The organism is Pseudomonas sp. UBA3153, from assembly GCF_002364635.1.
In the GTDB taxonomy this organism is placed as follows: Bacteria; Pseudomonadota; Gammaproteobacteria; order Pseudomonadales; family Pseudomonadaceae; genus Pseudomonas_O; species Pseudomonas_O kuykendallii.
Window position 1 is genome coordinate 3695 of record NZ_DEYR01000104.1, and the last position, 1812, is coordinate 5506.

Annotated in this window: 4 protein-coding genes; 2 read left to right on the top strand and 2 right to left on the bottom strand. The window is 68.5% G+C overall.

Annotated features, from left to right (window positions below; translation table 11 throughout):
- A partial coding sequence (locus B2X67_RS20555; RefSeq protein ID WP_286786635.1) for a methyl-accepting chemotaxis protein occupies nt 1-409 on the top strand: 409 nt, incomplete at its 5' end.
- A 61-nt stretch (nt 410-470) separates the two neighbouring features.
- On the top strand, nt 471-1070 hold the full coding sequence (locus B2X67_RS20560; RefSeq protein ID WP_273231362.1) for a tRNA-uridine aminocarboxypropyltransferase: 600 nt from the start codon (nt 471-473) through the stop codon (nt 1068-1070).
- Between the two features lie 4 nt (nt 1071-1074).
- On the opposite strand, the gene B2X67_RS20565 is transcribed toward B2X67_RS20560, so the two are convergent.
- Together B2X67_RS20565 and B2X67_RS20570 are read right to left on the bottom strand one after the other, a co-directional pair.
- Complete coding sequence (locus B2X67_RS20565) at nt 1075-1476, bottom strand: YbaN family protein (RefSeq protein ID WP_273231364.1); 402 nt, start codon at nt 1474-1476, stop codon at nt 1075-1077.
- Nucleotides 1477-1489: 13 nt separating this feature from the next.
- Nucleotides 1490-1812, bottom strand: a 323-nt coding sequence (locus tag B2X67_RS20570) for a UPF0149 family protein (protein ID WP_286786636.1), incomplete at its 5' end; no start/stop codon positions are given.

The following is a 1812-nucleotide window of genomic DNA, read 5'->3' on the forward strand; positions in this document are numbered from 1 at the left end:
CGCCGTGGTCGCCGACGAGGTTCGCGCCCTGGCGGCGCGTACGCGGCAGTCCACCGAGCAGATCCATCAGTTGATTGCGACCCTGCGCACCGGCACCGACCGCGCGGTGAGCAGCGTCAGCCGCGGCGAGTCGATGTCGCAGGACAGCCTGGGTAGCGTGGAGTCGGTGCATCAGTCGCTGGGCAGCATCAGCCAGGCGGTGACGCGCATCAGCGGAATGAGCCAGCAGATGGCGGCTGCCTCGGAAGAGCAGAGCCTGGTGGTGGAAGACATCAACCGGCAGATCACGCGCATCGCCCAGCTTTCCGACAACAGCGCCGGACACGCCCAGCAGGGCGCGGCGATCTGCCAGGAGCTGGAGCAGATGGCCGGCTACCTGCACGGCCTGGCCGAGCGTTTCGCCCGCTGAGGCCTCCTGGCGGCGCACCTGTGGCAGACTGCGCCGCCGCTCCACTCTCGCCAGAACGCCGATGTCCCGTCCGCATTGTCCCCGCTGCATCCGTCCGCTGAGCCACTGCCTGTGTGCGCTCATTCCGTCGTTGCCGAGCCGTAGCCGCGTGTTGCTGCTGCAGCACCCGAGCGAATCCGGGCACGCGCTGAACACCGCGCGCCTGGCGGCGCTGGGCCTGCAGAACGCCGAGCTGCTGGTCGGCGAGCGTTTCGAGGACCTGCAGGCGCGTCTGGACGATCCCGGCTACCGACCCTGCCTGCTGTTTCCCGGCGCTGACGCCGAGGTGCTGGGCGCCGGTATCCCGCGCGAAGATTCCCGCCCGCTGCTGCTGGTGGTACCGGACGGCACCTGGCGCAAGGCGCGCAAGCTGCTTCACCTGAATCCTGCGCTGGCGGCCCTGCCGCGCCTCGCCCTGCCGGACGGGATGACCTCGCGCTACCGGGTGCGCAAGGCGCCGGCCGCGGGTGCGCTGTCGACCCTCGAGGCGGTGGTGGCGGCGCTCAACATGCTCGAATCCCCGGCGAGCTTCGACGCCCTGCTGCGCCCGTTCGAGCGGCTGATCGACGGTCAGATCGAAGCGATGGGCGAGGAGACCTACCGGCGCAACCACGTGCCCTGACAGGTCAGCGCGGCGGTCGGGTTTTCTGTTTGAGGATGTAGAGGCTCACGCACACCGCGCTGGTGAGCATGAAGGTGCGCGCCCAGAACAGCGGCACCAGGTAGCAGGAGAGGGCGATGCTCGCCCACATCAGGCCGATGGCGTAGACCTTGCCTTTGAGCGGGATGCCTTCGCCGTCGAGGTAGTCGCGAATCCACGGGCCGAGCCGCGGATGATCCACCAGCCATTCGTAGAAACGCCTCGAACTGCGTGCGAAGCAGGCCGCGGCGAGCAGCAGGAACGGCGTGGTCGGCAGCACCGGCAGGAAGATGCCGATGACCCCGAGCGCCACGCTCGTCCAGCCAATGCCGAGCAGCCCGTAGCGCACCCAGGGGTTGCGGCTCGGGGCGAATTCGCGAGCGGCCATGCCCAGGCTTGGCTCAGTGGCGCGGCTTGAGCAACGCGGGTTTTTCTTCCGGGGCCTGGCACAGCAGGTAAAGCGCGGTGAGCAGCTCGGGGATCTGCTCGACCATGCTGTCGGCGAGGTCCGGGTCGGCGGCGATCTCGGCGAAATCGGGTTGTTCGTCGAACAGCCCCGAGCCGACCATGATCGGTAGCAGCAGCTCGCTGACTTCGTCTTCGGCGTCCTCGAACCACACCGACTCGCGCAGGAACACGCCTTCCATGAAGCCGATGCACCAGCCGCGCAGGTCGGAGTCGTCGGGGGTTTCGCCGAGGTCGAGCTCGCAAGGCAGCTCCATGT